The sequence below is a fragment of the Amycolatopsis sp. WAC 04197 genome, from assembly GCF_003947475.1.
Lineage (GTDB): Bacteria > Actinomycetota > Actinomycetes > Mycobacteriales > Pseudonocardiaceae > Amycolatopsis > Amycolatopsis japonica.
In genome coordinates this window covers 842,484-868,544 of the sequence record NZ_QHJK01000001.1, presented here as the reverse complement: position 1 = coordinate 868,544, position 26,061 = coordinate 842,484, and the positions used below count along the sequence as shown (strand labels likewise).

Here is a 26,061-nt window from a genome sequence, read left to right as displayed (position 1 = left end):
CTCCTGTTAGCGCGCGTTCTCTTGGTGAGCGGCGACCGCTTCGGCCTGTCCGCGCCGGATGATCGAACCGGCGTCGGTGTACAGGTTGCGGAGCGCCATCGGGCGGGCGTAAAGCGCCTTGGGCGAGACACAAGCCGAGCCGCGGCGGTGGACGCCGCCCATACGCACGACCTTCTTGCCCTGGACGCTCACTTCTTGCCAGCCTTCTTCTTGCCGGCGACCGTCTTCTTCGGACCCTTACGGGTGCGGGCGTTCGTCTTGGTGCGCTGACCACGGACGGGAAGTCCGCGACGCCAGCGAAGGCCCTCGTAGCACCCGATCTCGATCTTCCGACGGATGTCGGCGTTCACCTCACGGCGAAGGTCACCCTCGACCTTGAAGTTCTCCTCGATGTAGACCCGCAGCTTGGCGAGGTCGTCATCGCTCAGATCCTTGACGCGAGTGTCCGCGTTGAGCTCGGCAGCCGCGATGAGCTGCTTCGAGCGGGTACGGCCGATGCCGTAGATGTAGGTCAGCGCGATCTCCAACCGCTTTTCGCGGGGGAGGTCTACGCCAGCGAGTCGTGCCATTGGCGTTGATGCTCCTTCATAGAATTCATCTCCAGGTCTGCTCCCCGTCCGGTCCCGGGACCGACTCGCCTGTCGTGCCCTCTGCTTGCGCTTCGGGTGTCCCGGCCCCGGCCTGAAGTCCGGGGGTGAACCGGGCCGTTCGCACGGCCCGGCAGGTGCGGGGAGATTGTGTAGCCGTCAATCCACTCTGTACGAGTGCGAGTGATCAGCCCTGCCGCTGCTTGTGCCGCAGGTTCTCGCAGATCACCATGATCCGGCCGTGACGGCGGATCACCTTGCACTTGTCGCAGATCTTCTTGACGCTCGGCTGGACCTTCACGTCTCCTGCTCTCCTGCTTGTGCTAACTCGTCGTGATCACTTGTAGCGGTAGACGATGCGACCACGAGACAAGTCGTAGGGCGAGAGCTCCACGACAACCCTGTCCTCGGGCAGGATGCGGATGTAGTGCTGCCGCATCTTGCCGCTGATGTGTGCAAGGACCTTGTGGCCGTTCTCCAACTCGACGCGGAACATCGCGTTGGGGAGCGGCTCGACTACGCGGCCTTCGACCTCGATGGCCCCGTCTTTCTTGCCCATGTCCTCCGCATTTCCTGTCGCTACGCTGTGTTATCAGTCAGAGCTTGAGTGCTTGGCTGGGTGGTGCATCGGCACACTCCTACCCGGCTCCAATGTCCGTTCGCGAGAATTCACGAGCGCGCAGGATCCGGGCGCGATGAGTACACCGACTTGACAGTGTACGCAACCCGTGTCGTGAGCCCCAAACGGGGGGTGACTGTGTTACGTGACCCCTGAGCCCGCCGGATGCGACCACTCCATCGTACGCCCGCGCCGACCTGCGTTTAGCGGGCTAATCGCGCTCCGATGAAGGCTGGACCTGGGACGCTCGGCGGCCGAGGTGCACCCGATGGGGGTAGCGAGCGAGGACCCCAACGGCAGGCCGGAGCGTTACACCGTCCAGCGGGGCGACCTGCGTTTCGCGGGCTAATCGCGCTCCCGGACGCCCGTTCGCCTTTAGCGGGCTAAACGCGATCCCGGGGCGCACCTGCGTTTCGCGGGCTAAACGCGCTCCGACGGGCGCAGGGGCAGGTCAGGCGTCTTCGGGGGCGGTCAGCACCCACGGGCCGTCATCGGTGATGGCGACCGTGTGCTCCCAGTGCGAGGCCCGCGAGCCGTCCGCGGTAACGACGGTCCACCCGTCTTCGAGCTCGACGGTCTCCCCGCCACCACCAGTCAGCATGGGCTCGATCGCGAGCGCCATACCGGTCTTGAGCCGCGGTCCCTTGCCCGGTTTGCCCAGGTTCGGCAGGAACGGGTCCATGTGCATCTGGCGCCCGATGCCGTGACCGCCGTACTCGACGATCATCCCGTACTCGATGCCGTCTTCCCGGCCGGCCTTCTCCGCGGCGGTCTGCACCGCGTGCGAGATGTCCGTGAGCCTGCCACCGACCGCCACCGCGGCGATCCCGGCCCACATGGCCGCCTCGGTGGCGGCCGAGAGCGCGAGATCCGCCTTCGACACCTCACCGATCGCGAGAGTGACGGCGGAGTCGCCGTGCCAGCCGTCGAGGATGGCGCCGCAGTCCACCGAGATGATGTCGCCGTCGTTCAGGACCTGCGTCTTCGACGGGATGCCGTGGACGATCTGCTCGTTCACCGAAGCGCAGATCGACGCCGGGAAGCCGTGGTAACCCTTGAACGAGGGCACCGCGCCGGCGTCGCGGATCGTCTGCTCGGCGAGCTCGTCGAGATCGGCCGTGGTCACCCCCGGCTTGGCGATCTCGCGCACCGCGGTGAGGGTGCGCCAGACCACCAGACCGGCGGCCCGCATCGCCTGGAGCTCGCCAGGGGTCTTGATTTCGATCATGCGCCCACGACGAAGCCGTTGCAGTACACGCAGTCCTCCGAGATTCACGTGCGGTCGCGCAGCGCTTCCAGCACGCGGGCGGAGATCTCGTCGACCGAGCCGACGCCGTCGACCGTGACCAGGATGTCCGCGTAGTACTCGAGCAGCGGAGCCGTCTCGGACACGTAGATCTGCTGGCGGCGACGGATGACCTCTTCGGTGTCGTCCGAGCGACCGCGGGACAGCAGCCGCTCGACGACGACGTCTTCCGAGACCTGGAGCTGGATGACCGCGTTGAGCTTGGTGTCGACCTCGCCGAGGATCTCGCCGAGGACGTCGGCCTGCTTCGTGTTCCGGGGGAATCCGTCGAGCAGGAAACCGACCTTGGCGTCGGGTTCGGCGAGACGCTCACGCACCATCTCGTTCGTGACCGAGTCGGGCACGAGTTCGCCGGAGTCCAGGTAGCGCTTGGCTTCCTGGCCCAGCGGCGTCTGCTCGCCCACGTGGGCGCGGAACAGGTCGCCGGTCGAGATGTGCGGGATCCGGAGCTTCTCCGACAGTGCTACCGCCTGAGTACCTTTGCCCGCGCCAGGAGGGCCAACGAGAACCAGGCGCGTCACTTCAAGAACCCTTCGTAGTTACGTTGCATCAGCTGGCTTTCGATCTGCTTCACGGTGTCGAGACCGACACCGACCATGATCAGCACAGCCGTGCCACCGAACGGGAAGTTCTGGTTGTTCCCGCTGCCGGTGACGGACAGGAAGAAGTTCGGAAGGATCGCGATGATGCCCAGGTACAGCGAGCCCGGCAGGGTGATGCGGCCGAGGACGTAGCTGAGGTACTCCGCGGTGGGGCGGCCCGGGCGGATACCCGGGATGAAGCCACCGAACTTCTTCATTTCTTCCGCACGCTCGTCCACGTTGAACGTGATCGTGATGTAGAAGTACGTGAAGAAGATGATCAACGCGAAGTACAGCAGGACGTGCGCCCAGCTGGACTGGTTGACGATGTAGTTCTGGATGAAGACCTGCCAGCCCGCGTTGCTGTTGGCGTCGCCGACGAGGCGGCTGATCAGGTCCGGCAGGTAGAGCAGCGACGAGGCGAAGATGACCGGGATGACACCGGCCTGGTTCACCTTGATCGGCAGGTACGTCGAGGTCCCGCCGTACATGCGGCGGCCGATCATGCGCTTGGCGTACTGCACCGGGATCCGGCGCTGACCCTGCTCGACGAAGATGACGCTGGCGATGATCACCAGGCCGAACACGCAGATCAGGGCGAAGACGACGCCACCCGCGCTGCTGAGGATGTTGCCACCCTCGATCGGGATCCGGGCCGCGATGTTCAGGAAGATGAGGACGGACATGCCGTTGCCGACGCCGCGCTCGGTGATCAGCTCACCCAGCCACATCATGACGGCGGTGCCGGCGGTCATCGTGATGACGATGATGGCCAGCGTGTAGACGCTGTTGTCCGGGATGATCGCGGTGTCGCACTGCGGGAAGAGCTGCTTGCGGTCGGCGAGTGCCACCACACCGGTCGCCTGCAGGACCGCGAGGGCGATCGTCAGGTACCGGGTGTACTGGGTCAGCTTGCCCTGGCCGGCCTGGCCTTCCTTCTTCAGTTCCTCGAACCGAGGGATGACCACGGTGAGGAGCTGGACGATGATGCTCGCCGTGATGTACGGCATGATGCCGGTCGAGAACAGCGACAGCTGCAGCAGTGCACCACCACTGAACAGGTTCAGCAGCTGGTAGACGCCCTCCTGCGACCCGGTCTCCGTACATTGCTGCACGGCGGAATACGAGATGCCCGGGGCCGGAATGGTGGCACCGATTCGGTAGACCGCGACGATGGCTAGCGTGAACAGGATCTTCTTACGTAGATCCGGCGTCGCTAGAGCCGAGCGGAAGGCGCTGAGCACGCGGGGAACCTCCTCGGCGTCGTCGGCTGTCTTACCGACGATCGGCTTGGCCGGCCTGGGGCCGGCGGGAACACACAGCTTTCTGGCACAAGCCAGGAACGCTTCGGGGCACACTCGTCCCGAAGCGTGCCGCCGACTCTAACAGCTTCACAGGGCGTGTCCGCAGTGCGTGTGGGTTTTCCGAACGAAGGTTGGTCCGCGGGGTTGATCGACTTGTGCTTCTCGCCCCGGAACCTTGACAGATCGCCTTACCGTTCCCCACTTTCCTGGCGCTGCCGAATCGCGATTAGCCCGCTAAACGCACTGTGATCGGGGAGGGCGTTCAGGAGTTCGAAGTCGCCAGGGCTCCTGCCATACCGAGGAGCACGACACCGGTGCCGCGGTCGACGTTGCGGGTCGCCCGGCGAGACAGCCGAAGCGTCTTCACGAGCGCGCCCGCGCCGATGTACGTCGCGCCCGCGACGAACTCGGCGAGCAGGTAGACGGCGCCGAGGATCGCGATCTGGGCGGAAAAGGAGCCGTGAGCAGCGTCGATGAACTGGGGCACGAACGCGGTGAAGATGAGGATCGCCTTCGGGTTCGTGATCGCGACGACGAATTCCTTCCTCGCGATCTTCAGCGCGGGCACGGATTCAGCGCCTCGCGGCGTCTGGATGAGCGTGGTGTGCCCGGCGCGGAACGTCGCCCACAGCAGACGCGCGCCGATCCAGGCCAGGTAGGCGACGCCGGCCCATTTGATCACCGTGAGTGCAAGCTCGGACGCCGTGAGGAGCTGGCCGAGGCCAGCGGCGACGGCCGCGATGAGTACGGTGAATGCGGCCAATCGGCCTAACAGGCCGGCGAGCCCTTTCCAGGCCCCCTGCGTCATTCCGTGGTGCAGGCCGAGCAGATTGTTCGCCCCTGGCGTAAAAGCCACGAGCACCGCCGCTCCGAAAAAGACCACCGCCCAAGTCATCGGCCACCTCCTCCCCCACCGTATCGGCGACCGCGAGCGCGTTTAGCGGGCTAATCGCGCTCTTTCGCGCCGGGAGCCGGGGGCGGCGCGAAGGCTGAATAGCCCGGGACCTCCGGCTGCGGCTCCGGCGGGAGCACCGTGATGGAGATGCCGTCCTTCGGTGTGGGCATTTCCGCGAGCGCCGAGTCGCCGCTCATCGGGACCTCGTCGTTTTGGACGCGGTGGCTCATGACCGCCGCCCCCGCCGCGGCGACGACCGCGGCGAAGAGCGCCCACATCCCCGCTCCCACCGTCAGCGTCGTCTCGCTGTCTCCATCCACCGGGCGGCCGAACGCCAGCGTGGCCGCGGTGGCGACGACTCCGGCGAGGAACACCGACCCGATGGTGCTGAGCCATCGGTCCAAAACGGCCGGGCGGCGGAGTCCTGCGGCGCGCGCGCAGACGATCGTGGCCGCCAGGAGGATCGCCGCGGCGATCAGGAGCGGGATGCCGAGAGGCGCCTTCGATGTGGTGAAGGGCTGGTCGTTGGGCTGGATGAGCTGCGTATCCCAAGCCCCCTGGACGACCACGAGGACGACCGAGGCGCTGCGATCGAAGCTGAGGCGATGCTCGATGTTGAAGAACGGGAAGAAGCAACCCATGAGGGTCAGCACCAGAGCGAGTGCGGCCAGTCCCGCCGCGACCAGTCGGCGGGGCTCGAGCCGGCCCGACCGCCCCGACTCGCCTACGGGATCCATCGGGCCGGAAACCGATACGACCATCGGCGGGGCGTCCGGCTGCTGCTGAACGGGCTGCGGATCCTGCCCTGGAGGTATGGCCACCTCACGATCCTTCCAGCTCAGACACCCCTCCGCCACGCCCGCGGCCGCCGGGGCCGACCTGCGTTTCGCGGGCTAACCGCGATCCAGGAGGCGGGCACCTGCGCGACCGTCGGAGCGCGTTTAGCCCGCGAAACGCAGGTCGGAGGCGGGGACGGCGACCCGCAGCCCGGATCGCGATTAGGGGGCGAAACGCAGGTCGGCGGGCGCGCCGGGCGAAACGGGCCAGATCGCGGTTAGCCCGCGAAACGCAGGTCGGGGCCGCCCGAGGGAGCGCAAGCGAAAGGCCCGCCTGGCGGAGCCTGGCGGGCCTTTCGGTGAAGCGAGCGAAGAAAGCTCAGAGCGTGGTGGCGGAGCCACCGGCGGCGGAGAGCTTCTCCTTGGCGGAGCCGGAGAAAGCGTCGGCGGTGACGTCCAGCTTGACGCCGTTCACGTCGCCGTTGCCGAGCACCTTCACGAGCTTGCCCTTGCGGACCAGACCGTTCGCGACGAGCTCCTCGGCGCCGACCTTGCCACCGTCCGGGAAGACGCGGGCGATGTCGCCCACGTTCACCGGCTGGTACTCGGTGCGGAACCGGTTCTTGAAGCCGCGCAGCTTCGGCAGCCGCATGTGGATGGGCATCTGCCCACCCTCGAAACCTGCGGGCACGTTCTTCCGGGCCTTGGTGCCCTTGGTACCGCGACCGGCGGTCTTGCCCTTCGAGCCCTCACCACGGCCGACGCGGATCTTGTCGCGCTTCGCGCCCGGAGCCGGACGAAGGTGGTGGATCTTGATGGCAGTCATGCCTTGACCTCCTCGACCTCCACCAGGTGGCGGACGGTGTGGATAAGGCCGCGCACCTCGGGAGTGTCATCACGCACGACGCTCTGGCGGATCTTGCGCAGCCCGAGGGTGCGCAGCGACTCGCGGTGAGCGTGCTTCGTGCCGATCTTGCTCTTGACCTGGGTCACCTTGAGCTGAGTCATGGTCAGACCCCCTGACCCGCGCGCTGGCGCAGCATGCGAGCCGGAGCGACGTCCTCGAGCGGGAGACCGCGGCGGGCCGCGACCTCTTCGGGACGCTGCAGACCCTTCAGGGCCGCCACGGTCGCGTGCACGATGTTGATCGCGTTGTCGGAGCCGAGCGACTTCGACAGCACGTCGTGGACGCCCGCGCACTCCAGCACCGCGCGCACCGGGCCACCGGCGATGACACCGGTACCGGCCGAGGCCGGACGGAGCAGCACGACACCGGCGGCTTCCTCACCCTGGATCGGGTGGGGGATGGTGCCGGCGACGCGGGGAACGCGGAAGAAGTTCTTCTTCGCTTCCTCGACGCCCTTGGCGATGGCCGCGGGAACTTCCTTGGCCTTGCCGTAGCCGACGCCGACCTGACCGTCGCCGTCACCGACGACCACCAGGGCGGTGAAGCTGAAGCGACGACCACCCTTGACGACCTTGGCGACGCGGTTGATCGTCACGACCTTCTCGAGGTGCGGGGTCTTCTCCTGGCCGGCCCCGCCACGGCCGCTGTCGCGCCGGTCCCGGCGGTCGCGACGGTCATTGCGGTCGTTGCCGCCCTGCCCGCCGGGTCCGCCCTGGCCGCCGCCGAATTGCCGTGTACGTCCCGGCATCAGGCTTTCCTTCCATTCACGAGCATCTGCATCAGAACTCCAACCCCGCCTCGCGGGCAGCGTCGGCGAGCGCCGCGATGCGGCCGTGGTAGGCGTTGCCACCACGGTCGAACACCACGGTCGAGACACCGGCGTTCTTGGCGCGGGCGGCGACGAGCTCCCCGACCTTGGCGGCCTTGGCCTTCTTGTCGCCTTCCAGCGCGCGGACGTCCGCCTCGAGGGTGGACGCCGACGCCAGGGTCTTGCCGGCGAGGTCGTCGATCAGCTGCACGGCGATGTGCCGCGACGAACGCTTGACGACCAGGCGCGGACGCTGGTCCGTGCCGTTGATCTTCTTGCGAAGGCGGAAGTGCCGACGGGCCTTCGCGACGCGGCGGCGGGTCGAGATGTCCTTGCCGACCGGCTTGCGCTTCGTAGTCGTGTCGCTCATGATCACTTACCCGTCTTTCCGACCTTGCGGCGGATCTTCTCACCCTCGTAGCGCAGGCCCTTGCCCTTGTACGGGTCCGGGCGGCGCAGCTTGCGGATGACCGCGGCGATCTGGCCGACCTTCTGCTTGTCGATGCCCGAGACCGAGAACCGGGTGGGGGTCTCGACCTTGAAGGTGATGCCTTCCGGAGCCTCGATCTTCACCGGGTGGCTGTAGCCGAGGGCGAACTCGAGGTCCGAGCCCTTGGCCTGCACGCGGTAACCGACACCGTGGATCTCGAGCTTCTTCTCGTAGCCCTCGGTCACACCGACGACGAGGTTGTTGACCAGCGTCCGGGTGAGACCGTGCAGGGCACGGCTGGTGCGCTCCTCGTCGGGCCGCTTGACCTCGAGAGTGCCGTCTTCGGCCTTCTCGACGGTGATCGGCTCGGCGATGGTGTGCTCAAGGGTGCCCTTGGGCCCCTTGACCTTGATCTGCTGACCTTCGATGGTCACCTCGACCCCGGAGGGGACGGCGACCGGCAGCTTTCCAATGCGTGACATGTCTGTGCCCCCTTCCTTACCAGACGTAGGCGAGGACTTCGCCGCCCACGCTGTTGCGCTTGGCCTGACGGTCGGTCTGGAGGCCGGACGACGTCGAGATGATCGCGACGCCGAGGCCACCGAGAACCGACGGCAGTTCGGTCGATTTTGCGTAGACCCGCAGGCCGGGCTTGGACACGCGGCGGAGGCCGGCGATGCTGCGCTCACGGTTGGGGCCGTACTTCAGCTCCACGACGAGGTTCTTGTGCTTCTCGCCCGGCTCGTCACGGTAGCCCGAGATGTAACCCTCGCGCTTGAGGATCTCGGCGATGTTCGCCTTGATCTTCGAGTGGGGAAGCACGACCTCGTCGTGGTAAGCCGAGTTCGCGTTACGCAGACGGGTCAAGAAGTCTGCGATGGGGTCGGTCATCGTCATGGTGACCTGTCAACCTTTCTCGCCCTGGTTCCCTGCAATCACTGCGGGGCCTGTGGCGAAGTGGGAGTTAAAAAAGACTCTTACCAGCTGGACTTGCGGACGCCGGGCAGCTCGCCCGCGTGTGCCATCTCGCGAAGGCAGATCCGGCAGAGCCCGAACTTGCGGAACACCGAGTGCGGGCGACCGCACCGCTGGCAGCGCGTGTAACCGCGAACCTTGAACTTCGGCGTCTTCGCGGCCTTGTGGACCAGTGCTTTCTTGGCCATCGACTCAGTTCTCCTTGAACGGGAAGCCGAGCTTGCGAAGCAGCGCGCGGCCCTCGTCGTCGGTGTTGGCGGTGGTGACGACAGTGACGTCCATACCGCGCGGGCGGTCGATGGCGTCCGGGTCGATCTCGTGGAACATGGACTGCTCGTTGAGACCGAACGTGTAGTTGCCGTTGCCGTCGAACTGCTTCGGCGAAAGCCCGCGGAAGTCACGGATACGCGGCAGCGCGATGGTCAGCAGCCGGTCGAGGAACTCCCACATGCGGTCGTTGCGCAGCGTGACGCGCGCACCGATCGGCTGGCCCTCACGCAGCTTGAACTGCGCGATGGACTTGCGAGCCTTGCGAACCTCGGGCTTCTGCCCGGTGATCGCGGCCAGGTCGCGGATGGCGCCTTCGATCAGCTTGCTGTCACGGGCGGCGTCACCGACACCCATGTTCACGACGACCTTGACGACGCCCGGGATCTGGTGGACGTTCTCGAAGGAGAACTCCTCCTGGAGCTGTCCCTTGATCTCCTCGCGGTACCGCACCTTGAGGCGCGGGGCGATCTTCTCTGCGGTGGTCATGATCAGATGTCCTTACCGTTCCGGCGCGAGACCCGGACCTTCTTGCCGTCCTCGCCGATGCGGTAGCCCACCCGGGTCGGCTTGCCGTCGGAGTCGACGACCATCACGTTCGAGACGTGGATGGGCGCCTCCTGCGTGACGATGCCGCCGGACTGCGCGCCGCGCTGGGTCTGGGAGATCCGCGTGTGCTTCTTGATCCGGTTGACGCCCTCGACCAGCACGCGCTCGCGCTCGGGGTAGGCCTGGATGACCTTGCCCTTGGCACCCTTGTCCTTGCCGGCGATGACGACGACCGTGTCGCCCTTCTTCACCTTCATGCTCTACAACACCTCCGGCGCGAGCGAAATGATCTTCATGAACTTTCGGTCGCGCAGCTCGCGGCCGACCGGCCCGAAGATGCGGGTGCCGCGGGGCTCATTGTCGTTCTTGATGAGCACAGCAGCGTTCTCGTCGAAGCGGATGTAAGAACCGTCCGGACGACGGCGCTCCTTGCGCGTGCGAACGATGACCGCCTTGACGACGTCACCCTTCTTCACGCCGGCAGCCGGCATGGCGTCCTTCACGGTGGCGACGATGATGTCGCCGATGCCCGCGTAGCGCCGCCCCGAGCCACCGAGAACGCGGATGCAAAGGATCTCCTTCGCGCCCGTGTTGTCGGCAACCCGAAGCCGCGACTCCTGCTGGATCACGTCTACTCCTGTATGTCGCGCTGGTTCTCGCGTTGAAGCGCGAGCCTTGCGGAACTAAGGGACTCAAAAAGAGCCCTACTTACTTGGCCTTCTCCACGATCTGCACCAGACGCCAGCGCTTGGTCGCCGACAGCGGGCGGGTCTCCATCAGGGTGACCCGGTCGCCAACGCCCGCCTCGTTGTTCTCGTCGTGCACCTTGACCTTGCTGGTGCTGCGGAGAACCTTGGCGTAACGACGGTGCTTCTTGCGGTCTTCGAGCTCGACCACGATCGTCTTGTTCATCTTGTCCGAGACGACGTAACCCTCACGGACCTTGCGGTCGTTGCGGGGGGCCGCCTCAGCGTTGGGCTGCTCGCTCATGCGGCACCTTCACTCTCGGCGTCAGGGGAAACGGACAGGCCGAGTTCACGCTCGCGCATGACCGTGTAGATCCGCGCGATGTCCGTGCGGACGGTGCGCAGACGGCGGTTGTTGTCGAGCTGTCCGGTCGCCATCTGGAAGCGGAGGTTGAAAAGCTCCTCCTTGTATTCCTTCAGACGCAGAACGAGCTCTTCCGCGGTGAGCTCACGCAGCTCCGATGCCTGGGCGGCACCTGCCTTCGCCATCAGAACTCACCACCTTCACGGGTCACGATGCGGCACTTCATGGGCAGCTTGTGGATCGCGCGACGGAGCGCCTCACGGGCGGTCTCCTCGTTCGGGAACGAGATCTCGAACATCACGCGGCCCGGCTTCACGTTGGCGATCCACCACTCGGGCGAACCCTTACCGGAACCCATGCGGGTTTCCGCCGGCTTCTTGGTCAGCGGGCGGTCCGGGTAGATGGTCGTCCACACCTTGCCGCCACGCTTGATGTGACGCGTCATGGCGATACGAGCGGACTCGATCTGCCGGTTGGTCACGTAGCTGTGCTCAAGCGCCTGGATGCCGTACTCGCCGAAGTTCACCTTCGTACCGCCCTTGGCGGCACCGTGGCGCTTCGGGGAGTGCTGCTTCCGGTGCTTGACCCTGCGCGGGATGAGCACGTGTCAGCCCTCCGTCTTTTCTGCAGTCTCAGCAGCCGGGGCCTCGGTGGCCGTGTCGCCCTTGGGAGCGTCGCCGCTCTTCGCGGCGGCGGCGGCCCGGCCGGCTTCGGTCGAGGTCGGCGTCGTGCCCGACGAGCCGGAACGGCGCGGTCGGGAGGGACGGTCACCACGGTCACGGCGCGGGGCGCGCTCGGCGGCCGCGGCGGCGTCACGCGCCTCCTTGGCCTTGAGGCCGCCCACGAGCTCGCCCTTGTAGATCCACACCTTCACGCCGATGCGACCGAACGTCGTCTTGGCCTCGAAGAAGCCGTAGTCGATGTCGGCGCGCAGCGTGTGCAGCGGGACGCGGCCATCGCGGTAGTGCTCGGAGCGGGACATCTCGGCACCGCCGAGACGACCGCCGCACTGCACGCGGATGCCCTTGACCTGCGGCGAGCGCATGGAGGTCTGGATCGCCTTGCGCATCGCGCGGCGGAACGCCACACGGTTGCTCAGCTGCTCCGCGACACCCTGCGCGACGAGCTGGGCGTCGGCCTCGGGGTTCTTGACCTCGAGGATGTTCAGCTGGACCTGCTTGGCGGTCAGCTTCTCCAGCGCGCCGCGGATGCGGTCGGCCTCCGCGCCGCGGCGGCCGATGACGATGCCCGGCCGGGCGGTGTGGATGTCGACGCGGACCCGGTCACGGGTGCGCTCGATCTCGACCTTGGAGATCCCGGCGCGCTCCATGCCCGTGGACAGCAGCTTCCGGATCTTGACGTCCTCGGCCACGTACTCCGCGTACTGCTTGTCGGCGTACCAACGCGACTTCCAGTCCGTGGTGATACCCAGGCGGAAGCCGTGCGGGTTGATCTTCTGGCCCACTACCGGCCACCTGCCTTCTTCTTGCCCTGTGCCTTCTTGGCCTCGGCCTTGGGACGCGACTCCACCTCGACGGTGATGTGGCTGGTCCGCTTGCGGATCCGGTACGCGCGGCCCTGGGCCCGCGGACGGATGCGCTTGAGGGTCGGGCCCTCGTCGGCGTAGGCGTTCTTGACCCAGAGGGTGTCCGGGTCGAGATCGAGGTTGTTCTCGGCGTTGGCCACGGCGCTGGCGAGCACCTTCGCGACCGGCTCGCTTGCCGCCTGCGGGGCGAACTGGAGCACGGCCAAGGCGTCGGCGGCGCTACGTCCCTTGATCAGCTCGATCACCCGGCGCACCTTGGTAGGCGAGTCCCGGACGAAGCGAGCCCGCGCGTAAGCCGTCGGCAAAGCCTCGGCCACGTCGTTCTGGGCGTTCATCGCTAGCTTCCTTGTTCTCTCGTGCCCGCTCAGCGGCGGCGCGACTTGCGGTCGTCCTTGATGTGGCCCTTGAAGGTCCGAGTCGGCGCGAATTCGCCCAACTTGTGACCCACCATCGCCTCGGTGACGAACACCGGGACGTGCTTGCGGCCGTCGTGCACAGCGATCGTGTGACCCAGGAAATCCGGGATGATCGTGGAGCGACGCGACCACGTCTTGATCACGGTCTTCTTGCCCGACTCGTTGAGAGCGTCCACCTTCTTGAGCAGGTGGTCGTCCACGAAGGGGCCCTTTTTGAGGCTACGTGGCATGTTCTTCTACCTCCCTGCTCAGCGCTTCTTGCCGGTACGCCGGCGGCGGACGATCATGGCGTCGGAAGCCTTGCGGCGGCGGGTGCGGCCTTCGGGCTTACCGTTCGGGTTCACCGGGTGGCGACCACCGGAGGTCTTACCCTCACCACCACCGTGCGGGTGGTCGACCGGGTTCATGACGACACCACGGACGGTGGGGCGCTTGCCGCGCCAGCGGTTACGGCCCGCCTTGCCCCAGTTGATGTTCGAGTGCTCGGAGTTGCCGACCTCGCCGATGGTGGCGCGGTTGCGCACGTCGACGTTGCGGATCTCGCCCGAGGGGAGACGAAGCTGGGCGTACGGCCCGTCCTTCGCCACCAGCTGCACCTTGGCACCGGCGGACCGCGCCATCTTCGCGCCGCCACCGGGGCGGAGCTCGATCGCGTGGATCACGGTGCCGACCGGGATGTTGCGCAGCGGCAGGTTGTTACCCGGCTTGATGTCGGCGCGGGGGCCGTTCTCGACCGTGTCACCCTGCTTGAGCTTCTCCGGGGCGATGATGTAGCGCTTCTCGCCGTCGGCGTAGTGCAGCAGCGCGATGCGAGCGGACCGGTTGGGGTCGTACTCGATGTGCGCGACCTTGGCGGGAACGCCGTCCTTGTCGTTCCGGCGGAAGTCGATCAGCCGGTACGCACGCTTGTGGCCACCACCCTTGTGCCGGGTGGTGATCTTGCCGCTGGAGTTACGGCCGCCGGACTTGCTCAGCGGACGCAGCAGCGACTTCTCCGGGGTGGACCGAGTGATCTCGGCGAAGTCGGAGACGCTGGAACCGCGACGACCCGGGGTCGTCGGCTTGTACTTGCGGATGCCCATGTGTCAGCTCAGTCCTTTACGCGGTGGGTCCGCCGAAGATCTCGATCGGCTTGCTCTCAGCCGAAAGAGTCACGATGGCGCGCTTGGTGTCCTTGCGCTTGCCGAAGCCGGCGCGAGTCCGCTTACGCTTGCCCTGGCGGTTGGCCGTGTTGACGCTGACCACCTTGACGCCGAACACCTTCTCGACCGCGATCTTGATCTGGGTCTTGTTGGCGTCCGGGCGGACGATGAACGTGTACTTGTGGTCCTCGAGCAGCCCGTAGGACTTCTCGGAGATCACCGGCGCGAGCAAGATGTCGCGGGGATCGGGGATGGCGATCGCACTCACTGCTCGTCACTCCCTTCAACCTCGCTCGACCGAGCCGAAGCCTTCGCGCCCTTGCCCCGGACGGGGCCGGCGACGAACACGTCGTAAGCGGCCTTGGTGAACACCACGTCGTCGTTGACCAACACGTCGTAGGTGTTGAGCTGGTCGGGCGTGATGATGTGGACCTCGGCCAGGTTGCGCACGGAGTTCCAGCTCAGCTCGTCGTCGCGGTGCAGGACCACGAGAACGCGCTTGGCCTGGGTCACCGCGGCGATGGCGGCCTTGGCGGACTTGGTGGACGGCTTCTCGCCGGTCACCAGTTCGGTGATGACGTGCAGCTGTCCGGCACGGGCCCGGTCGGAGAGGGCGCCACGCAGAGCGGCGGCCTTCATCTTCTTCGGGGTCCGCTGGGTGTAGTCACGCGGCGTGGGGCCGTGGACGACGCCACCACCGGTGAACTGCGGCGCACGGGTCGAACCCTGGCGGGCGCGGCCGGTGCCCTTCTGGCGGTACGGCTTCTTGCCACCACCGCGGACTTCACCGCGGGTCTTGGTGTCATGCGTGCCCTGGCGCGCGGCGGCCAGCTGGGCCACCACGACCTGGTGCATGAGGGGCACGTTGGCCTGCACGTCGAAGATCTCCGAGGGGAGCTCGACCGTGCCGTCGGCTTTACCGGCCGGGGTCTTCAGCTCGACGCTGGTCATGTTCAGTTACCACCCTTCGCGGCGCTGCGAACGAACAGCAGGCCGCCCTTGGGACCGGGCACGGCGCCCTTGATCAGCAGCAGGCCGTCCTCGGCACGCACCGCGTGCACGGTCAGGTTCTGCGTGGTGACCCGGTCGTTGCCCATCCGGCCCGCCATGCGCAGGCCCTTGAAGACGCGGCCCGGGGTGGCGCAGCCACCGATCGAGCCGGGCTTGCGGTGCACGGCCTGGGCACCGTGGCTCGCGCCCTGGCCCTTGAAGCCGTGACGCTTCATGACACCGGCGTAGCCCTTGCCCTTGCTGGTACCGGTCACGTCGACCTCGATACCGGCCTCGAACACCTCGGCGGTGATCTCCTGGCCGACCTCGTAGGTCTCGGCGTCGGTGGTACGCAGCTCCGCAAGGTAACGGCGCGGGGTCACGCTCGCCTTGTCGAAGTGGCCGGTGCGCGGCTTGTTCACCCGGCGCGGGTCGACCGCGCCGAAAGCCAGCTGCACGGCCTTGTAGCCGTCGTTCTCCTGGGTCCGAACCTGGGTGACCACGTTCGGCCCGGCCTGGACGACGGTCACCGGGACGACCCGGTTGTTCTCGTCGAAGACCTGGGTCATGCCGAGCTTGGTGCCCAGGATGCCCTTCACTTGCCTGTCAGACATGAGTCTCTTACTCTCCGCCGCTCGCCAGCCGCTGCTACTGGATGTTGACGTCGACGCTCGCCGGCAGGTCGATGCGCATGAGCGCGTCGACCGTCTTCGGCGTCGGGTCGAGGATGTCGATCAGACGCTTGTGCGTGCGCATCTCGAAGTGCTCGCGCGAGTCCTTGTACTTGTGCGGCGAGCGGATGACGCAGTAAACGTTCTTCTCGGTGGGCAGCGGCACCGGCCCGACAACACGGGCGCCGGTACGCGTGACCGTCTCGACGATCTTGCGTGCCGAGGTGTCGATCGCCTCGTGGTCGTAGGCCTTGAGCCGGATGCGGATCTTCTGTCCCGCCATGGTGGCTGCTCGTTCCTTGTCGTCTCGTGCCGCTTTTGTCTTTTCAAACCTCAGCCTGGCTGAGGTTTTCCCAGTTCAACGGCCCTGTCCCCGGTCCACGCGGTCGGGCGTGTCGTGCCCGACGCACAGACGGATCCCGCGGGATCTTCGTCTTGCCTGGTCTTCCTCAACGTGAGGAGGCATCGAGCCGGCGGAAAAGCTTGGATCGCCGTCTCAAACGCCCTTGCCCGCTAGCCTCACCCGAAGGAAGTGCTCCGCGGACCGTGGCCGCTCATACCAGGGCGGCCGGAACCTGTCTTCCGAAGAAGTACGAGTTCGGCCGCCCCAGGACGAGCAACCTGAATAGTGTCGCACACGTGATTTGACGCCCCTAACCCGGGGGTGTATTACCCCCGGGCGGGGCGCCTAAATCACTTGATGATCTTGGTGACCTGGCCGGCGCCGACGGTCCGACCACCCTCGCGGATGGCGAAACGCAGGCCCTCGTCCATGGCGACCGGCTGGATCAGCACGACGCTGATGTCCGTGTTGTCGCCCGGCATGACCATCTCGACACCCTCCTTGAGGGTGACGACGCCGGTCACGTCCGTGGTACGGAAGTAGAACTGCGGGCGGTAGTTGTTGAAGAACGGGGTGTGACGGCCACCCTCGTCCTTCGACAGGATGTAGACCGAGCCCTCGAACTCCGTGTGCGGGGTGGTGGTGCCCGGCTTCACGACGACCTGGCCGCGCTCGACGTCCTCGCGCTTGATACCGCGGACCAGCAGACCGACGTTGTCGCCCGCCTCGCCGGTGTCCAGCAGCTTGCGGAACATCTCGACACCGGTGACGGTGGTCTTGGTCGACTTCTCCTTGATGCCGACGATCTCGACCTCTTCGTTCACGTTGACGCGGCCGCGCTCGATGCGACCGGTCACGACCGTGCCACGGCCGGTGATGGTGAAGACGTCCTCGATCGGCATGAGGAACGGCTTGTCGAGCTCGCGGACCGGGTCCGGCACGTTCTCGTCGACGGCTTCCATCAGCTCGAGAACGCTCTCGCCCCACTTGGCGTCGCCCTCGAGGGCCTTCAGGCCGGAGACCTTGATGACCGGAGCGTCGTCACCCGGGAAGTCCTGGGAGGACAGCAGCTCGCGGACCTCGAGCTCGACGAGCTCCAGGATCTCCTCGTCGTCGACCATGTCGGCCTTGTTCAGCGCGACCACGATGTAGGGCACGCCGACCTGCTTCGCGAGCAGCACGTGCTCACGGGTCTGCGGCATCGGACCGTCGGTCGCCGCGACCACGAGGATCGCGCCGTCCATCTGCGCCGCACCGGTGATCATGTTCTTGATGTAGTCCGCGTGACCGGGGGCGTCCACGTGGGCGTAGTGACGCTTCTCGGTCTGGTACTCGACGTGCGAGATGTTGATCGTGATACCGCGCTGCTTCTCTTCGGGCGCGTTGTCGATCTGGTCGAACGCCGAAGCGGTGTTCAGCTCGGGGTACTTGTCGTGCAGAACCTTGGTGATCGCCGCGGTCAGAGTGGTCTTACCGTGGTCGACGTGACCGATGGTCCCGATGTTGACGTGCGGCTTGGTCCGCTCGAATTTCGCCTTCGCCACTGGAATGTCCTCCTGGACTGTTTTGCTTACTCACCGGCCAACGTGGCTGTCGGACGGGGATTCGTTTCTTGACGGATGCTGCGGACGTTCAGGAGTGTTCCTTATGCCCGCGAGCGGACGGGAACTACTCCCCCGTCGCCTTCGCGATGATTTCCTTCGCGACGTTCGCGGGAACCTCGGCGTAGGAGTCGAACACCATGGAGTAGTTGGCACGTCCCTGCGTACGCGAACGCAGGTCGCCGACGTAACCGAACATCTCCGACAGCGGGACCAGTGCCTTGACGACACGGGTACCGGCGCGCTCCTCCATGGCCTGGATCTGGCCACGGCGGGAGTTGAGGTCGCCGATCACATCGCCCATGTAGTCCTCGGGCGTGGTGACCTCGACGGCCATCAGCGGCTCGAGGATGACCGGACCGGCCTTCTTCGCGGCTTCCTTCATCGCCATGGAGCCGGCGATCTTGAAGGCCATTTCCGAAGAGTCGACCTCGTGGTACGCGCCGTCCAACAAGGTGAACTTCAACCCGACGAGCGGGTAGCCGGCCAGCACGCCGTACTGCATGGCGTCCTGCGCGCCCGCGTCGACCGACGGGATGTACTCCCGCGGCACGCGGCCACCGGTGACCTTGTTGTCGAACTCGTAGAGGGCACCGTCGGTGGACTCGAGCGGCTCGAGCTTGACGATGACCTTCGCGAACTGACCGGAACCACCGGTCTGCTTCTTGTGCACGTAGTCGAGCTTCTCGACCGTCTTGCGCACCGTCTCGCGGTAGGCGACCTGCGGCTTACCGATGTTCGCCTCGACCTTGTAGTCGGACTTCATGCGGTTGACCAGCACCTCGAGGTGCAGCTCGCCCATACCGGCGATGATCGTCTGGCCGGTGTCCTCGTCCAGGTTGACCTGGAACGTCGGGTCCTCTTCGGCCAGCTTCTGGATCGCCAGGGACAGCTTCTCCTGGTCGGCCTTGGTCTTCGGCTCGATCGCGACGCGGATGACCGGCGCCGGGAACGTCATCGACTCGAGGACGACCGGGTTCTGCGGGTCGGCCAGGGTGTCACCGGTGGTGGTGTCCTTCAGGCCGATGACCGCGTAGATGTGGCCGGCCTGGGCCTCGTCGACCGGGTTCTCCTTGTTGGAGTGCATCTGGAAGAGCTTCCCGATGCGCTCCTTGCGCTCCTTGGTGGCGTTGATCAGCTGCGCGCCGGAGGCGACCTTGCCCGAGTACACCCGGATGTAGGTCAGCTTGCCGAAGAACGGGTGCGCGGCGATCTTGAACGCCAGAGCGGAGAACGGCTCGTCGACGGACGGCTTCCGGGTGACCGGGGTCTCGCCGTCGGGCAGCGTGCCCTCGACGGCCGGGACGTCCAGCGGCGACGGAAGGTAGTCGATGACCGCGTCGAGCATGGGCTGGACGCCCTTGTTCTTGAACGCGGAACCGGTGAGCACCGGGTACGCCTCGCGGGCGACGGTGAGCTTCCGGATGCCGGCCTTGATCTCGGCCTCGGTGAGCTCCTCGCCTTCGAGGAACTTCTCCATCAGCGCGTCGTCGGTCTCGGCGACGGTCTCGACGAGCTTCTCGCGGTACTCGGCGGCCTTGTCGGCCAGCTCCGCGGGGATGTCCTCGACCGAGTAGTCCTCGCCCTTCTGGACCTCGCCGCGCCAGGTCAGCGCCTTCATGCGGACCAGGTCGATGACGCCTTCGAACTCGTTCTCGGCGCCGATCGGCAGCTGGATGACCAGCGGGCGGGCGCCGAGGCGCTCCTCGATGGTGCGGACGGTGAAGTAGAAGTCCGCGCCGAGCTTGTCCATCTTGTTGACGAAGCAGATACGAGGAACCTCGTACTTGTCCGCCTGACGCCAGACCTGCTCGGACTGCGGCTCGACACCTTCCTTGCCGTCGAAGACGGCGACGGCACCGTCGAGCACCCGCAGCGAACGCTCCACCTCGACGGTGAAGTCGACGTGGCCCGGGGTGTCGATGATGTTGATCTGGTGGTCGGCCCAGAAGGTGGTGGTGGCAGCCGAGGTGATGGTGATACCCCGCTTCTGCTCCTCCTCCATCCAGTCCATCGTCGCGGCGCCGTCGTGCACCTCGCCGATCTTGTAGTTGATCCCGGTGTAGAACAGGATCCGCTCGGTGGTGGTGGTCTTACCGGCGTCGATGTGGGCCATGATGCCGATGTTGCGGACCTTGTTCAGGTCGGTCAGCACTTCACGTGCCACGAGAGTGTTCCCCTGTCTCAAAATTGGGGCCCGGCAAGGCTTTGATCGGCAGCCGGGCGGATATCACCAGCGGTAGTGCGCGAAGGCCTTGTTGGACTCGGCCATCTTGTGGGTGTCCTCACGCCGCTTCACGCTGGCGCCGAGGCCGTTGCTCGCGTCGAGGAGCTCGTTCTGCAGACGCTCGATCATGGTCTTCTCACGGCGAGCCTGCGAGAAGGAGACCAGCCAGCGGAGCGCGAGCGTGGTGGAGCGGCCCGGCTTGACCTCGATCGGCACCTGGTAGGTGGCACCACCGACGCGGCGGCTCTTCACCTCGATGGTGGGCTTCACGTTGTCGAGGGCGCGCTTCAGCGTGACGACCGGGTCGGTGCCGGTCTTCTCGCGAGCGCCTTCGAGGGCGCCGTAGACGATGCGCTCGGCCAGGGACCGCTTGCCGTCCTTCAGCACCTTGTTCACCAGCTGGGTGACCAGCGGGGATGCGTAGACGGGGTCAGAGATCAGCGGCCGCTTCGGGGCCGGACCCTTGCGGGGCATTAGCTCTTCTCCTTCTTCGCGCCGTACCGGCTGCGCGCCTGCTTACGGTTCTTGACACCCTGGGTGTCGAGCGAACCGCGGATGATCTTGTAGCGGACACCCGGCAGGTCCTTCACACGACCACCGCGCACGAGCACCATCGAGTGCTCCTGCAGGTTGTGGCCTTCACCGGGAATGTAGGCGGTGACCTCGATGCCGCTGGTCAGCTTCACACGAGCGACCTTGCGAAGCGCCGAGTTCGGCTTCTTGGGGGTTGTGGTGTACACGCGAGTGCACACGCCACGCCGCTGCGGGCTCCCCTTGAGGGCCGCGGTCTTCTGCTTGGCAGCCTTGTCCTGGCGGCCCTTACGGACCAGCTGCTGGATCGTGGGCAATGGACCAGCTTTCTGTTCGCGATCTTGCTACTACGTGTTGTCTCCGGCCCCCGCGGTCGGGCGTGTCGGCCCGCGTCACGGTCTTGCGACCGGTAACTTCCCGTAGGGATTTTCCGTCGGATCCCGCGTGGGCGAAGCCTTCGGACCGGATGCCTGAGCACCCCGTCCGTGCCGCACGGCACACGGGACGGCCCGACGCCTGCCGGGCACGGTCTCCAAAGATACCCGGCCACTTCCGGACCGGCCAAATCGGGGGGTCGATAACTATATCGTGCCGGGCGCGACGCCGCGGCCACCCTGATGGAACGGCGTTTCGGCCGCTTTCATTCCTCTTCGGGCTTGGCGTGATCCGCCCGGCCCGGGTGCGGGTCACGGGAAAGATCGATCAGCGGATGCACGGGAGCCCCCTCCGGCGCCGCGTGACTCCCCCGCCTGGGCTCCTCGGTGCTTTCCTGCTTCTCGGCGTCCATGACGCCTCCCCTCGTTAGTACTGATACCGCCCTGCTCGGCGGACCACGCTACCTATTCCCCTATCGGGTGAGCCGGATGGATCCGATAACCACCCCGTCGCGTCGAACCGGTGAATGAGTCACGATGAGACTGGTCACAGCGTCGGTTCGCCCGGCGTACCGCAAGTATGGGGAGGCTCCATGTCCGCCGAGTTCGAGCAGCTGGTCGCGCAATTCGACCAGTTCCAGTCGCAGCTCCGGAACGTCGACGATCGGCTCGCGAGCATCGGCGGGATGCAGGACGAACTCAGCAGGATCGAGGCGACGGCGTCCTCTTCGGACCGTTCGGTGACGGTGGTCGCGGGGCCCGGCGGCGCGATCATGGACGTCAAGTTCACCGAAGACGCCCTTCGCCAGCGTCCGGACGCGCTTTCCGCGGCGCTGATGTCGACCATCCAGCAGGCCGTGGCCGAAGCGGCCCGCAAACAGGCCACGATCGTCGAAGAACACATGGGCGACGACCTCAATCTGGTGGACCAGGTGCTGGAGACCCAGGCGGACCTGTTCGGCACCACCGTCGAGGAGATGCGGGCGCGGATGGAAGAGGAGTCGCCTTCGCAGCCGGCCGCCGAGCAGCAGGCCGACGACTACTCCGAGCGTTCCGTCCTCAAATCCGCCGACGAACCGCAGCGGCCACAGACCCCGCCGCCCCCGGCGTCGAGCGGCTCGGACGGCGACCGTTTCCTGAAGAACCTCTTCGACGACGACCACTGATCCCGGGCCGGATCGCGTTTCGCGGGCTAAACGCGATCCGGGGCGCTGGGAACCGCGGGCGGGGCAGCCGGGTCCAAGGCGCCGATCACGACGAGCCGCATCGGAAGGTGCGCGAAGGGAGGGACCGCCGATGGCCGGAGGGCATGAGGTGGTGATCAGCGCTCTGCGCACCTACTCGGGCAAGCTCGGGCAGGACGTCCAGATCCCGAACGAGGTCGGACGGCTGACGCAGCAGTCCGACGTCGGCGATGAGTCATGGGGAGTCGTCGGCCTGTTCGTGAAGCACGAGTACACGTCGATGCTCACCGATCTGCAGGATCTGCTGATCGAGATGTCCGCGGGGCTGACCGCGGCTTCGGAGAAGCTCGGCAACGCCGCCACCGCCTACGAGCGGAACGAAGACGACAACGTCAAGGCGCTCAACGAAATCCTCAAGCTGCTGGAGCAGCCGGCGCAGTCGAGGACACCGAAGATGGGGCCGGCCAAGTAGCGAGGGGGACTGATCGTGGCCGATCAGAAGATCACCGGCGAACACACCAAGATCGAGATCAACGACTACAACCCGGACACCATCCGCACGGACAAGATGCTGACCTCTCTGCCCGGGCCGATCGGCAGTGGTTTCAGCACTTTCGACACCGTCAAGAAGGCGACCGCGGACGGGTTCCAGGCGAGCGACATCGGGACCATCGCGGCCAGCGGCGCCGGCTTCGTCAGCTCGTGCATGGGCGTGGCGGACATCGCCAGCGACCCGATCGGCTGGCTGGTCGGCCAGGGGCTCAGCTTCCTGATGAACGTGTGCCAGCCGATCCAGGACGCCATCCACATGGTGAGCGGCGACGGTCCGGCGTTGTCGAACGCGGCGGGCAACTTCAACAACATCGGCGTCTACCTGCAGAACTACAGCAAGAAGTTCGGCGAGGACGCGAAGACGTCGCTGTCCCAGTGGACCGGTGACGCGGCGAACGCGGCGGGCGAGAAGCTGGCGAAGTTCGCGCAGGGCATCGACGGGATCGCCGCGCAGGCCGGGGACATCGCCCAGCTGCTGCAGATCTCCAGCATGGTGATGACGGTGATCGAGGAGTTCATCAAGGCGATCCTCACCGAGTTCATCACCTGGCTGATCATGATCTGGATCCCGGCGCTGGCCGCGGCCGTCCCGACCTGCGGTGGTTCGACGGCGACCGCGGGCGGGCTGACGGCCACGCGCGCGGTCTCGACGACGTCGAAGGTGCAGAAGTTCCTGAACAAGCTCCGCCAGCTGCTCGACAAGATCAAGCAGTTCCTCGGCAAGCTCAAGGAGTTCTTCGGCAAGTGGAAGGGCAACTACAAGGAGCTGATGGCCCACAACAAGTCCACCGCGCAGCTCGCGGCCGGGCCGGGCGCGTCCGCGTGGGGCAAGTTCGCCTCGAAGGACGGCGCCATGGGCGGCAGGCTCGCGGACGGTTTCGGCGAGCGGATGACGTCGGCCACGAAGAAGGCCGCGCTGAACACCGTCGGGCTCGGCAAGGCCACGAATTCGGACGGCAGCTGGAAGACGCCGGAGACGGGCCGCGAGAAGGGCGAGGTCGCGGCGGGTGTCGCCGGGAAGGCCGGCACGTACACGTCGGGCGGGATCAAGGCGGGCCAGTACGGTTCGGTGGGTGACGACGAACAGACACCCGAGGAAGCCTCCGACAATCTGGACTTCTGAGCCGTGACCGCGTGGATCATCGCCATCGCCGCGGTGGCGTTGCCGATCGTGCTCGCCGTCTGGTGGATCCTCGCCGGGGCGGCGAAGAAACGCGGGCTGGCCACGTTGGCGCGGGAACGGGGCTGGGACTTCTACAGCGGTGCCAGGCTCGGTGCCACGGGCGGGCGGCACGAGCAGCCCGCGACGGGCCGGGCGCCCGCCCCGTTGCGGCGGGCGGGCGAGTCGATCGACCAGGCGGTGGTGGGCACGCACCGGGGGAAGCCGTTCGGTGTCTACCGGTATCACCGGCCGGGCGCCGGGTTCCGGCAGGACGGCACCCGGGAGTCCGGTTCGCTGCGGACGGTCGTGCACGTCGAGACGGGCGCGGCCATGCCGGACTGCACGCTCTCGATCAGCGGATCCGAAGTGGACTGTTCGAATCCCGCGTTCGTCCTGCGTCCCGAGGTCCGTGACTGGCTGACGGGGAACGCGGGCCGGTGCCGCGAGTTCCATACGTCCGGGCGGACGGTGGCGGTGGTCCCGAAGGTGCTGCCGAGCGGGAAACAGCTCCTGCGCACTTTGGACTACCTGGCCGACGTCGCCGACCGGGCCCCGCTCACCGCCACCCCACCGGATCGCGTTTAGGGGGCTAAACGCAGGTCAGGCCGCCCGCGCCGCCGGATCGCCTTTCGCGGGCTAAACGCGATCCGGGACTTCCAGGGACTTCGCGAAGAAGTGGTGGGCGAAGGGTTCGTTGTTGAAGGGCTCGACCTCGTCGTAGCCGAGGCGCGCGTACAGGGCCCTCGCCTCGACCAGGTCGCGCCTGGTGTCGAGACGGATCAATGTGGCGCCGAGGCCGCGGGCGACGTCTTCGGCGGCGGCCACGAGCAGCGCGGCGCCGCCCTTGCCGCGTTCGGACTTCCGCAGGAAGACGCGGGTGAGCTCGGTGATGTCGGGCGAGACGACCCGCAGCCCGGCGCATCCGGCGAGCACCCCGTCGCGCCAGGCGAGGAGGAAGGTGCCGGTCGGCGGGACCAGATCACGGCTGTGGTGCTCCAGGAGCAAGCCGTCGAGCTCCTCTTCGGTGACCTGGCGCTCGTAGAAGCGGGACGCGATTTCGTCCAGGTACTCGCGCAGCAGCTGGGCGGCGTCCGGGTGATCGACGGGGGTGACTTCGAAGCTCCAGGTCATGCCTACATTCTGCCGACCCTGGCCACCGGTTTTCCCCCTGCCGCCAGATCGCGATTAGGGGGCTAAACGCAGGTCAGGAGGGGGCGAGGCGGCCGGCGCAGGTGGCGACCTCCCCGGGGGCGGCCTTCTCCGACGTGACGACGGCGCCGCCCACGACCACCCGGCATTCGACGGCACCCTCGCCCTGCCCCATCAGCTGGACGGTCGGCGGGGTGCCGGTGTTCTTCCACGTGAGCTCCTTGCGCCACGGCAGCGTCACCTGCAGCTCCTGGTGCACGAGCCCCAGCCCGTTCGAGTCGTAGACCACGGTCGCGGTCCCCGTCCCGGCGAGCTCGTACGCGATCCGCCAGTCGTTCGACACCGGCTGCGGCTGCGCCTGGCTGAGCGTCCGCGTGATCGTGCGGTCCGGGCCCCGCGACGGCGCGGCCTCGGTCGGTTCGCCGACCACGGCCACGGTCTCGGCCTGCGGCTCCTCGCCGCCGTTGAGCAGCACCACACAGGTCGCGAGCGCGGCCACCACGATCCCCGCGATGGCGATCCGCCCGATCAGTTGTCTGTCGGCCATCGGTCTCCTCACCGAAAGCGGCGGCGCGGCCCGTGAGCCGCGCCGCCACGGGAAGTCAGGACGGCAGCAGCCGGCCGGGGACGCCGTTGAGCGACTGGATCAGCCCCAGCACCGGGACGCCGAGCGGCGCGAACGTCCAGATGTTGTTGAGGTCGCTCGTGTCCGGTTCGTCGACGACCACGACATCGTTCGGGGCGTCCTGTGCGGCGAGTGCCGGAGCGGCCGAGCCGAGCACGACGAGACCGGCGAGCACCGCGCCGGTGACCGCGCGGACGAAGCTCTTCTTCATGAGATTCTCCTTTGCTGGTAACGGTTTTACGAAATGGGCGTGATGATCCCGTAGATCGGGGCGAGGACGTCGGTCGGCACGGGGACGGTCGGTCCGAGCAGGCCACCGAGGTCCAGCCCCGGGATCAGCCAGACCGCGGGATTTCCGCCACCGGTGGGCAGACCCGGCAGCGGGTCGGCCGAGGCGACGCCGCCGGCGAGTCCGGACAGCGCGCCCGCGACGGCGAGTGGCAGCAGCACACGGGCCGCGATTCGCTTCATTTCTTCTCCCATTCTTTTGGTGA

Annotated in this window: 43 protein-coding genes; 4 read left to right on the top strand and 39 right to left on the bottom strand. The window is 66.7% G+C overall.

What is annotated here, in order from left to right:
* Positions 1 to 6: 6 nt before the first annotated feature.
* From DMC64_RS04385 to DMC64_RS04215, 35 genes are all read right to left on the bottom strand, one after another.
* Positions 7 to 192, bottom strand: coding sequence for a hypothetical protein (locus tag DMC64_RS04385; protein ID WP_005166807.1), 186 nt, complete (start codon positions 190 to 192; stop codon positions 7 to 9).
* Positions 189 to 569 carry a 30S ribosomal protein S13 gene (gene rpsM, locus DMC64_RS04380; RefSeq protein ID WP_005166805.1) on the bottom strand — a complete coding sequence of 127 codons (381 nt, stop codon included), beginning with the start codon at positions 567 to 569 and terminating at the stop codon, positions 189 to 191. The genes DMC64_RS04385 and rpsM overlap by 4 nt, the downstream gene beginning before the upstream one ends.
* 205 nt (positions 570 to 774) lie before the next feature.
* The gene (rpmJ, locus tag DMC64_RS04375; protein ID WP_004558882.1) at positions 775 to 888 is read right to left on the bottom strand and encodes a 50S ribosomal protein L36; all 114 of its coding nucleotides are present in this window, start codon (positions 886 to 888) and stop codon (positions 775 to 777) included.
* Between the two features lie 36 nt (positions 889 to 924).
* Entirely contained in the window at positions 925 to 1,146 is a 222-nt protein-coding gene (infA, locus tag DMC64_RS04370) for a translation initiation factor IF-1 (RefSeq protein ID WP_005166804.1), read from the bottom strand.
* 511 nt (positions 1,147 to 1,657) lie between these two features.
* On the bottom strand, positions 1,658 to 2,434 hold the full coding sequence (gene map, locus DMC64_RS04365) for a type I methionyl aminopeptidase (protein WP_125732169.1): 777 nt from the start codon (positions 2,432 to 2,434) through the stop codon (positions 1,658 to 1,660).
* Positions 2,435 to 2,478: 44 nt separating this feature from the next.
* A complete protein-coding gene (locus DMC64_RS04360; protein WP_007031052.1) occupies positions 2,479 to 3,033 on the bottom strand; it encodes an adenylate kinase in 555 nt (184 codons plus the stop codon).
* Positions 3,030 to 4,337, bottom strand: coding sequence for a preprotein translocase subunit SecY (gene secY, locus DMC64_RS04355; RefSeq protein WP_007031051.1), 1,308 nt, complete (start codon positions 4,335 to 4,337; stop codon positions 3,030 to 3,032). The genes DMC64_RS04360 and secY overlap by 4 nt, the downstream gene beginning before the upstream one ends.
* Positions 4,338 to 4,659: 322 nt before the next feature.
* On the bottom strand, positions 4,660 to 5,292 hold the full coding sequence (locus DMC64_RS04350) for a LysE family translocator (protein WP_125732167.1): 633 nt from the start codon (positions 5,290 to 5,292) through the stop codon (positions 4,660 to 4,662).
* A gap of 50 nt (positions 5,293 to 5,342) precedes the next feature.
* On the bottom strand, positions 5,343 to 6,113 hold the full coding sequence (locus DMC64_RS04345) for a hypothetical protein (RefSeq protein ID WP_233629561.1): 771 nt from the start codon (positions 6,111 to 6,113) through the stop codon (positions 5,343 to 5,345).
* 334 nt (positions 6,114 to 6,447) lie between these two features.
* Complete coding sequence (gene rplO, locus DMC64_RS04340; protein WP_038519824.1) at positions 6,448 to 6,894, bottom strand: 50S ribosomal protein L15; 447 nt, start codon at positions 6,892 to 6,894, stop codon at positions 6,448 to 6,450.
* The gene (rpmD, locus tag DMC64_RS04335) at positions 6,891 to 7,076 is read right to left on the bottom strand and encodes a 50S ribosomal protein L30 (protein ID WP_007031047.1); all 186 of its coding nucleotides are present in this window, start codon (positions 7,074 to 7,076) and stop codon (positions 6,891 to 6,893) included. Before rpmD ends, rplO begins: the two co-directional genes overlap by 4 nt.
* Positions 7,077 to 7,078: 2 nt before the next feature.
* The gene (gene rpsE, locus DMC64_RS04330) at positions 7,079 to 7,723 is read right to left on the bottom strand and encodes a 30S ribosomal protein S5 (protein ID WP_007031046.1); all 645 of its coding nucleotides are present in this window, start codon (positions 7,721 to 7,723) and stop codon (positions 7,079 to 7,081) included.
* Positions 7,724 to 7,754: 31 nt separating this feature from the next.
* On the bottom strand, positions 7,755 to 8,153 hold the full coding sequence (gene rplR / locus DMC64_RS04325) for a 50S ribosomal protein L18 (RefSeq protein WP_007031045.1): 399 nt from the start codon (positions 8,151 to 8,153) through the stop codon (positions 7,755 to 7,757).
* A gap of 2 nt (positions 8,154 to 8,155) precedes the next feature.
* On the bottom strand, positions 8,156 to 8,695 hold the full coding sequence (gene rplF / locus DMC64_RS04320) for a 50S ribosomal protein L6 (protein ID WP_125732165.1): 540 nt from the start codon (positions 8,693 to 8,695) through the stop codon (positions 8,156 to 8,158).
* A gap of 16 nt (positions 8,696 to 8,711) precedes the next feature.
* The gene (gene rpsH, locus DMC64_RS04315) at positions 8,712 to 9,110 is read right to left on the bottom strand and encodes a 30S ribosomal protein S8 (RefSeq protein ID WP_007031043.1); all 399 of its coding nucleotides are present in this window, start codon (positions 9,108 to 9,110) and stop codon (positions 8,712 to 8,714) included.
* 80 nt (positions 9,111 to 9,190) lie between these two features.
* Complete coding sequence (locus DMC64_RS04310; RefSeq protein WP_005166789.1) at positions 9,191 to 9,376, bottom strand: type Z 30S ribosomal protein S14; 186 nt, start codon at positions 9,374 to 9,376, stop codon at positions 9,191 to 9,193.
* A 4-nt stretch (positions 9,377 to 9,380) separates the two neighbouring features.
* Complete coding sequence (rplE, locus tag DMC64_RS04305; RefSeq protein ID WP_016331092.1) at positions 9,381 to 9,944, bottom strand: 50S ribosomal protein L5; 564 nt, start codon at positions 9,942 to 9,944, stop codon at positions 9,381 to 9,383.
* A 2-nt stretch (positions 9,945 to 9,946) separates the two neighbouring features.
* The gene (gene rplX / locus DMC64_RS04300; RefSeq protein WP_005166786.1) at positions 9,947 to 10,261 is read right to left on the bottom strand and encodes a 50S ribosomal protein L24; all 315 of its coding nucleotides are present in this window, start codon (positions 10,259 to 10,261) and stop codon (positions 9,947 to 9,949) included.
* Positions 10,262 to 10,264: 3 nt separating this feature from the next.
* A complete protein-coding gene (gene rplN, locus DMC64_RS04295; protein WP_005166785.1) occupies positions 10,265 to 10,633 on the bottom strand; it encodes a 50S ribosomal protein L14 in 369 nt (122 codons plus the stop codon).
* Positions 10,634 to 10,712: 79 nt separating this feature from the next.
* On the bottom strand, positions 10,713 to 10,994 hold the full coding sequence (gene rpsQ / locus DMC64_RS04290) for a 30S ribosomal protein S17 (RefSeq protein ID WP_007031041.1): 282 nt from the start codon (positions 10,992 to 10,994) through the stop codon (positions 10,713 to 10,715).
* A complete protein-coding gene (gene rpmC, locus DMC64_RS04285) occupies positions 10,991 to 11,239 on the bottom strand; it encodes a 50S ribosomal protein L29 (RefSeq protein WP_007031040.1) in 249 nt (82 codons plus the stop codon). The genes rpsQ and rpmC overlap by 4 nt, the downstream gene beginning before the upstream one ends.
* Positions 11,239 to 11,658 carry a 50S ribosomal protein L16 gene (rplP, locus tag DMC64_RS04280; protein WP_005166782.1) on the bottom strand — a complete coding sequence of 140 codons (420 nt, stop codon included), beginning with the start codon at positions 11,656 to 11,658 and terminating at the stop codon, positions 11,239 to 11,241. The genes rpmC and rplP overlap by 1 nt, the downstream gene beginning before the upstream one ends.
* Positions 11,659 to 11,661: 3 nt before the next feature.
* Positions 11,662 to 12,519, bottom strand: coding sequence for a 30S ribosomal protein S3 (rpsC, locus tag DMC64_RS04275; RefSeq protein WP_037332686.1), 858 nt, complete (start codon positions 12,517 to 12,519; stop codon positions 11,662 to 11,664).
* Positions 12,519 to 12,935 (bottom strand): 50S ribosomal protein L22, encoded by a 417-nt coding sequence (gene rplV / locus DMC64_RS04270; protein WP_005166780.1) that lies wholly within the window; start codon positions 12,933 to 12,935, stop codon positions 12,519 to 12,521. Before rplV ends, rpsC begins: the two co-directional genes overlap by 1 nt.
* Positions 12,936 to 12,964: 29 nt before the next feature.
* Complete coding sequence (rpsS, locus tag DMC64_RS04265) at positions 12,965 to 13,246, bottom strand: 30S ribosomal protein S19 (protein WP_003102083.1); 282 nt, start codon at positions 13,244 to 13,246, stop codon at positions 12,965 to 12,967.
* An 18-nt stretch (positions 13,247 to 13,264) separates the two neighbouring features.
* On the bottom strand, positions 13,265 to 14,098 hold the full coding sequence (rplB, locus tag DMC64_RS04260; protein ID WP_005166779.1) for a 50S ribosomal protein L2: 834 nt from the start codon (positions 14,096 to 14,098) through the stop codon (positions 13,265 to 13,267).
* Between the two features lie 16 nt (positions 14,099 to 14,114).
* Positions 14,115 to 14,426: a 50S ribosomal protein L23 gene (gene rplW / locus DMC64_RS04255; protein ID WP_005166778.1), complete on the bottom strand. Its 312-nt coding sequence runs from the start codon at positions 14,424 to 14,426 to the stop codon at positions 14,115 to 14,117.
* Positions 14,423 to 15,109 (bottom strand): 50S ribosomal protein L4, encoded by a 687-nt coding sequence (rplD, locus tag DMC64_RS04250; protein ID WP_016331090.1) that lies wholly within the window; start codon positions 15,107 to 15,109, stop codon positions 14,423 to 14,425. The genes rplW and rplD overlap by 4 nt, the downstream gene beginning before the upstream one ends.
* A 2-nt stretch (positions 15,110 to 15,111) precedes the next feature.
* Complete coding sequence (rplC, locus tag DMC64_RS04245) at positions 15,112 to 15,762, bottom strand: 50S ribosomal protein L3 (protein WP_007031036.1); 651 nt, start codon at positions 15,760 to 15,762, stop codon at positions 15,112 to 15,114.
* Positions 15,763 to 15,796: 34 nt separating this feature from the next.
* Positions 15,797 to 16,102 (bottom strand): 30S ribosomal protein S10, encoded by a 306-nt coding sequence (rpsJ, locus tag DMC64_RS04240; protein WP_003102098.1) that lies wholly within the window; start codon positions 16,100 to 16,102, stop codon positions 15,797 to 15,799.
* Positions 16,103 to 16,512: 410 nt separating this feature from the next.
* The gene (gene tuf, locus DMC64_RS04235) at positions 16,513 to 17,706 is read right to left on the bottom strand and encodes an elongation factor Tu (protein WP_016331088.1); all 1,194 of its coding nucleotides are present in this window, start codon (positions 17,704 to 17,706) and stop codon (positions 16,513 to 16,515) included.
* Between the two features lie 124 nt (positions 17,707 to 17,830).
* Positions 17,831 to 19,930 (bottom strand): elongation factor G, encoded by a 2,100-nt coding sequence (gene fusA, locus DMC64_RS04230; RefSeq protein ID WP_037332689.1) that lies wholly within the window; start codon positions 19,928 to 19,930, stop codon positions 17,831 to 17,833.
* A 63-nt stretch (positions 19,931 to 19,993) separates the two neighbouring features.
* Positions 19,994 to 20,464: a 30S ribosomal protein S7 gene (gene rpsG / locus DMC64_RS04225; RefSeq protein WP_007031033.1), complete on the bottom strand. Its 471-nt coding sequence runs from the start codon at positions 20,462 to 20,464 to the stop codon at positions 19,994 to 19,996.
* Positions 20,464 to 20,838 carry a 30S ribosomal protein S12 gene (gene rpsL, locus DMC64_RS04220; RefSeq protein WP_003102113.1) on the bottom strand — a complete coding sequence of 125 codons (375 nt, stop codon included), beginning with the start codon at positions 20,836 to 20,838 and terminating at the stop codon, positions 20,464 to 20,466. The genes rpsG and rpsL overlap by 1 nt, the downstream gene beginning before the upstream one ends.
* 323 nt (positions 20,839 to 21,161) lie before the next feature.
* The gene (locus DMC64_RS04215; protein ID WP_016331086.1) at positions 21,162 to 21,308 is read right to left on the bottom strand and encodes a hypothetical protein; all 147 of its coding nucleotides are present in this window, start codon (positions 21,306 to 21,308) and stop codon (positions 21,162 to 21,164) included.
* A 180-nt stretch (positions 21,309 to 21,488) separates the two neighbouring features.
* Here DMC64_RS04215 and DMC64_RS04210 point away from each other — a divergent pair, with 180 nt between their 5' ends.
* The 4 genes from DMC64_RS04210 to DMC64_RS04195 all read left to right on the top strand — a co-directional run bounded on the left by DMC64_RS04210 (position 21,489) and on the right by DMC64_RS04195 (position 24,378).
* Entirely contained in the window at positions 21,489 to 22,061 is a 573-nt protein-coding gene (locus DMC64_RS04210) for a YbaB/EbfC family nucleoid-associated protein (RefSeq protein WP_037332693.1), read from the top strand.
* A 130-nt stretch (positions 22,062 to 22,191) separates the two neighbouring features.
* Positions 22,192 to 22,551 (top strand): type VII secretion target, encoded by a 360-nt coding sequence (locus DMC64_RS04205; protein ID WP_037332695.1) that lies wholly within the window; start codon positions 22,192 to 22,194, stop codon positions 22,549 to 22,551.
* 15 nt (positions 22,552 to 22,566) lie between these two features.
* Positions 22,567 to 23,754: a hypothetical protein gene (locus DMC64_RS04200; RefSeq protein ID WP_125732163.1), complete on the top strand. Its 1,188-nt coding sequence runs from the start codon at positions 22,567 to 22,569 to the stop codon at positions 23,752 to 23,754.
* 3 nt (positions 23,755 to 23,757) lie between these two features.
* Positions 23,758 to 24,378, top strand: coding sequence for a hypothetical protein (locus DMC64_RS04195; RefSeq protein ID WP_125732161.1), 621 nt, complete (start codon positions 23,758 to 23,760; stop codon positions 24,376 to 24,378).
* Positions 24,379 to 24,429: 51 nt separating this feature from the next.
* Here the strand turns inward: DMC64_RS04195 and DMC64_RS04190 are convergent, their stop codons facing one another.
* From DMC64_RS04190 to DMC64_RS04175, 4 genes are all read right to left on the bottom strand, one after another.
* Entirely contained in the window at positions 24,430 to 24,924 is a 495-nt protein-coding gene (locus DMC64_RS04190) for a GNAT family N-acetyltransferase (protein WP_125732159.1), read from the bottom strand.
* Between the two features lie 73 nt (positions 24,925 to 24,997).
* Positions 24,998 to 25,489 carry an MmpS family transport accessory protein gene (locus tag DMC64_RS04185; RefSeq protein ID WP_125732157.1) on the bottom strand — a complete coding sequence of 164 codons (492 nt, stop codon included), beginning with the start codon at positions 25,487 to 25,489 and terminating at the stop codon, positions 24,998 to 25,000.
* Positions 25,490 to 25,544: 55 nt separating this feature from the next.
* Positions 25,545 to 25,778 carry a hypothetical protein gene (locus DMC64_RS04180; RefSeq protein ID WP_125732155.1) on the bottom strand — a complete coding sequence of 78 codons (234 nt, stop codon included), beginning with the start codon at positions 25,776 to 25,778 and terminating at the stop codon, positions 25,545 to 25,547.
* 26 nt (positions 25,779 to 25,804) lie between these two features.
* Positions 25,805 to 26,038 carry a hypothetical protein gene (locus tag DMC64_RS04175; RefSeq protein ID WP_016331078.1) on the bottom strand — a complete coding sequence of 78 codons (234 nt, stop codon included), beginning with the start codon at positions 26,036 to 26,038 and terminating at the stop codon, positions 25,805 to 25,807.
* Positions 26,039 to 26,061: the final 23 nt, after the last annotated feature.